The 5,265-nt window shown below is 22.4% G+C and carries 4 protein-coding genes and 1 pseudogene; 4 read left to right on the top strand and 1 reads right to left on the bottom strand.

From position 1 onward, the window contains the following. On the top strand, positions 1–953 hold a 953-nt coding region (locus tag BP769_RS07825), incomplete at its 5' end, for a glycosyltransferase family 2 protein (protein ID WP_413862367.1). A gap of 3 nt (positions 954–956) precedes the next feature. Here BP769_RS07825 and BP769_RS07820 read toward each other — a convergent pair. Beyond that, positions 957–2,030, bottom strand: a complete 1,074-nt coding sequence (locus BP769_RS07820; RefSeq protein WP_413825633.1) for a glycosyltransferase family 2 protein — start codon at positions 2,028–2,030, stop codon at positions 957–959. Positions 2,031–2,201: 171 nt separating this feature from the next. On the opposite strand from BP769_RS07820, the gene BP769_RS07815 reads away from it, so the two are divergent. The 3 genes and pseudogenes from BP769_RS07815 to BP769_RS07805 all read left to right on the top strand — a co-directional run. Next, on the top strand, positions 2,202–3,227 hold the full coding sequence (locus BP769_RS07815) for a glycosyltransferase domain-containing protein (RefSeq protein WP_413825630.1): 1,026 nt from the start codon (positions 2,202–2,204) through the stop codon (positions 3,225–3,227). 30 nt (positions 3,228–3,257) lie between these two features. Then, the gene (locus tag BP769_RS07810; protein WP_413825627.1) at positions 3,258–4,835 is read left to right on the top strand and encodes a hypothetical protein; all 1,578 of its coding nucleotides are present in this window, start codon (positions 3,258–3,260) and stop codon (positions 4,833–4,835) included. Between the two features lie 26 nt (positions 4,836–4,861). After that, a pseudogene (locus BP769_RS07805) lies at positions 4,862–5,265 on the top strand (glycosyltransferase family 2 protein); the annotation flags it as partial.

Here is a 5,265-nt window from a genome sequence, read left to right as displayed (position 1 = left end):
TAATCTATCCATATTACTATGACAGAGTTTCAATAGATAAATCTTTCACAATTCAACATGCTGGAGTAAAATTTGAAGAGGTAACAAATGAAGAATATACTTATGGTCCTTATCATGAATACATATTTTATCCTTTGATATTTGATAAAAAATTGAATAAAACTTCAGAATGTATGGCAGTTACAGCAGCAGCAGTACTCATTAAAAAATCTATTTATAAAAAATTAAATGGACTTTCTAATGACTTTTTTTATGGTTATGAAGATGTTGATTTCATGTTGAATCTGAATCAAAAAGGATATAAAATATTATACTGTGGTTCTGCATTACTATTCCATCATGAAAGCAGCACAAGAAATAATGAAGGCAATTATGATGAAATAAACCTTAAAAATATTAAAACTTTAATGAAAAAATGGGATAATTACCTTTTTAAAAGTATTCTTAATGATAAAATTACCCAAAAAAAATTTTTCACAGATAAAAAACTTAAAATAAGTTTTATAAAAGAAGGAAATAGTCAAAAAATCACAAATGGAATAATTAATGGAAATGAAGATTATACTCTTATATCAAATTTATCAAAAGAATTTAATGATATGAATTATAATATTGATTTAATTTCAAATATTGAAGATAATAACTTTGGAAAAGATGTAGATATAATTTTATCCTTTGATTTAAGATATGATATAGAAAATATAATCTCTAGAAACAATATTATTAAAATTATACAATTAAATAATAATTATAATTCAATAGATAAAGATAAAAAATCTAACATTCCAAAATATGATATAATTTTAACTAAAAATGAGCAAGATTCTAAAGAAATAAAAGAAGATTTAAACATAAAAAATGTTTTTTATTTAAATGAAAGCAAAATTCCTAAAAATTATTATTTTACTGCAGAAAAATTATTATATACAATATCAAAAGTATACAATTTATAATTTCTAAACTTTTTTAAGAATTTTTTTTATTTTATTTTTAATTTTATTAGTATTATTTTTTTTATTCAAAGAAATATTAGATTGAGGATTTTTAATATTATCGCTAATTTCCTTTAAGTTACTAAATGCTTCTTCTAACTTATCATCTCTTAATTTTTCCATAACATTTCTAAATAATTCAAAATTAGGATTAATATTTAAATCAATTACATTTAATTCTTTAAATAATGGTTGGGATTGTTTAAGTAATTGATATTTTTCATTATCCGTAAGTTCACTATTAATTATATTATCTATCCAACTACCTAAGTGCATACTAAACAACAAATCATAATATTTACAACCAGCATTGTTTTTAAGGATATTCTTAGTGTAAAAATATCCATCTAATAATTTACTTATATAATGGAAACTTTTTGAATAACTTGTAGAAGAATTATCACTTTCTCTTATTCTAAAACAGTAAACATAATCTGGTAAAAAAGTAATTTTCTTAGCATTTAAAAAGGTTTCTATCATAAAAGCTAAGTCTTCAGCAAACATTTTTTCTGGAAAATAAATATTGTTTTTTCTAATTAATTTTTCTGGAAAAATCATTCTCCAAATGTTATTTATAGTTATAAAATTAGTATTTTCATCCAATGAACTTATACTCAATTCTTCTGTTACCCATTCATCAGAAACCCAATCTGCAATTCCAAAAGTTTTAAATCTACCAATCACAATTGAATCTTGACTTCCATTAATTTTTTGATATAATAATTTCAAAGAATCCTTAGGGTAACGATCATCATGATCCATAAACATTAAATATTCTCCATTTGCTTTATTTATCCCAATATTTCTAGCATTCCCTGGAGCACCTGCTTTTTCACTTAATTTATAAGATAAAATATTATTATATTTTTCAACATATTTTTTAATGATATTTGGAGTATTATCTGTTGAAAAATCATCTATAAGAATTAATTCAATATTTTCAAACCCAATACTTTGGTTTTGAACAGATTTTATAGTTTCATCTAAAAATTTTTCAGAATTGAAAGTAGGTATTATAACACTAATTTTATATTTCATAATTTTACTATTGATTAAATTATATATTAATTTAATTAATCAAAATTAAAAAGAGGTTTTTAAAAATTTTTAATCACATTTAAAAAAATTTTATTAATAAAAAAAGTAATATAACTATTCATAATAAATATTTTATTTAAATTAAATTCTTTTATAAAGGGATATTAAATCATGTATGAAGAAATTTATAAAACTTATAAAAATACCGTAGAAGATCATATTCATAGAAATTTATTCATGGATATTGATGCTAATCCGGATAATGAATTAATTAATGATATTAAGAATAATAAGATTGTTATTTATACAGCATTTACTGGGGATTATGATACTTTAAAAGAACCTAAATTTATTGATGAAAATTGTGATTATGTATGTTTCACAGATAATCCAAATGTTGAGTCTGATTTATATAAAATTATACCTATGGAAGATTCTAATTTAGATAATAATCGTAAAGCAAAACAGTACAAAGTTTTACCTCATAAATATCTTTCTAATTATAAGTATAGTTTTTGGTTAGATGGAACTTTTGAAATTAAAAGCAGTTTAAGAGAATATATTTACAAGTATATAAAAAACCCAATGCTTTGTGTGGTACATACAGAACGGGACTGTATTTATGATGAATTAGTTGCTTCTTATAATATTGCTAGATACCCTAAAGCTATTATGAATAAACAAGTAAATCATTATAGGGATGAAGGTTTTCCTAAACATTATGGCCTTGGAGTTATGGGCTCTATATTCAGACAACATAATAATCCTAAGGTTTCAAAATTAATGGACGATTGGTGGAATGAAATAATAAAATATACAAATCAAGACCAATTAAGTTTTGCATATGTAGCTTGGAAAAATAATTTCCATCCTTCTGTTAGTCCTGTTTATTATTGGGATAATGAATTTTGGAGTAAAACAAGTGGGGAAAAATATCATCATAAATTTGAATCACCTAACCCCTTATCTAGTGATAATTTAATAAATTATATTGAAAATAATATGAAAGAGGAAATGACTCTTAAAAAAGAGGAGATATATTTATTATTAAATGATATTGATACTTTAAAAGTTCAATTACATGATCAAGAAATAATGAATTCAAGAGCTAAGAAAGAGATTAATACTATGATTAATTCAAACTCTTGGAAAGTTACTAAACCTTTACGAAGTATAAGTCATAAAATTAAAAAATAAACTTTTGAGTAAGTAATGTGGTTTTTTAAAATGGTTAATGAAAAATGTTCTAAAGATTTAATTATTTCATATTTTTTCCCAGAATATGTTGATACTGGTGGATTTGTAGTAGCTAAACGTATAATTGAAAATGGAAAAAAGGTGGATGTAATCCAAAATCATATTGAAAATGTTGCATTAGATAACTCTTTAAATGATTTAATTAATGAATATGTTGAAGATAAAATAGTTTTACATGCATATGATGCTGAAAAATGGGAATGGAGTGTAATAAAGCCTTTTATTGAAGAAGGTATGGTGGAGTTAAACAATCAAAAATCTAAAAAGGGTGTTTATAAATCAATATATTCCAGAGCCATGCCTACACCGGCTCATTTTTTAGCTTTTGAATATAAAACACAAAATCCTGATACTAAATGGACTGCTGAATTTTCTGATCCTGTTTTGTTTGATAATTATGGTAAAGAAAGAAATACTAAGTTAAAGGATGAAAAATACATAAAAAAAGTCAATTCAATTATTTCACAGGATGTAAATTTAAAGGAAATGAATCTTAATAGTGCTCTTGATTCTAATTTAACTTCTATTGAATTTTTATGTGAATTATTGCCTTTTTTATTTGCTGATAAAATTATTTTTACAAATGAAAATCAAAAAAAGCTCATGATAAATAAATTTCTTTTAAAAAATAAAGGAAATTTTAAAAATTTCAAACAGTTCATTGATAATAAAAGTTTAATAAAACCACAACCTATTTTAAAGAAAAGTGCTTATGAATCTATTCAAAGTAAGTATAAAATAGATAATAATTATATAAATTTTGCATATTTTGGACTTTTTTACGGTAATAGAAATTTTGAGGATGTTTTTTATGCTTTTGAAAATATTTCTCCATTTTTTAAAAGTAAATGTAAATTACATATTTTTACATCTCAGACCGAGTTTGTTAAAAGAGCAACTTCAGATTTAAAGATAAAAGATAATATTATTATTAATAAAAGCCGTTCATTTTTAGATTTTTTAAATCTTACAACTAAATTTGATGTATTAATAGTCACTGATGCTAATACAGAAGATTATTTTGAAATTAATCCATATTTACCTTCAAAATTATCTGATTATATTGGAAGTGGGAGTGATATTTGGGGAATTTGTGAGTTGGGTAGTATATTAGATTCAAATGAAATAATTAAGTATAAATCTCGATTAGGAGATTATATATCTTCTAAAGTTGTTGTTAACAAAATAATCCAAGAAAAATTAAATTGCAATGAAAATGGAGAAGAATTTAATAATCCCAATTTGACCGAAGTAAATACTCAAGAACAGAATGATATATTAAAATCTAATTTAAATGAAGTAATTAATTACTTAAAAAAGAGAAATATTGGTTTAACCGATGATTTAAATAATGTTATTAATTTAAATCACGAAAAACAATTTTATATTAATAAATTAGAAAATGATTTAAAATCTTCTAAAGTTCAATTAAATGATCAACAGGTAATGAACTTAAAATCCACTGAAGAAATTGATAAAATGGTTAATTCTTCTTCATGGAAACTTACTAAACCTTTAAGAAGTATAGGTCAAAAAATTAGGAAATAAATTTTTTTACAAATGGAGTATAAATAATGAGTGTGCCATCTTTCAAAACTTTTTTAATTAAATCTAAATTCAATTACAATAAGGCTTCCTTGTATAAAGAAGCTTATTCTAAAATTTTAGATGAAAATTTATTTAATGAAGAATTTTATATCGAAAAATATCCTAATATAAAAAATTCAGGAATTAATCCTTTGTTACATTACTTATTTTATGGATATAAAGAACATAAAATTCCAGCATTAAATTTTGATAGTAATATCTATTTAGATAAATATCCCTCTGTAAAACAACTAAATATTAACCCTTTGGTTCATTATGTGATGTATGGTAAAAAAGAAGGGAAAAAATCATTTTTATCTCCAGCATTAAATTTTTATAATAAATTATTCGAAATTAATTCTTTATTCTTAAATAATTATGTTTTTGAGGT

This window comes from Methanobrevibacter sp. UBA417 (assembly GCF_002508845.1).
Classification (GTDB): Archaea; Methanobacteriota; Methanobacteria; order Methanobacteriales; family Methanobacteriaceae; genus Methanobrevibacter_A; species Methanobrevibacter_A acididurans.
Note: the sequence above shows the minus strand (reverse complement) of the source record. Positions and strands in the feature narration are given on the sequence as shown.

Bases quoted from the DNA above. Each gene is read 5' to 3' on its own strand.
- BP769_RS07820 (WP_413825633.1), bottom strand. From the start codon at position 2,030: ATGAAATATAAAATTAGTGTTATAATACCTACTTTCAATTCTGAAAAA.
- BP769_RS07815 (WP_413825630.1), top strand. From the start codon at position 2,202: ATGTATGAAGAAATTTATAAAACTTATAAAAATACCGTAGAAGATCAT.
- BP769_RS07810 (WP_413825627.1), top strand. From the start codon at position 3,258: ATGGTTAATGAAAAATGTTCTAAAGATTTAATTATTTCATATTTTTTC.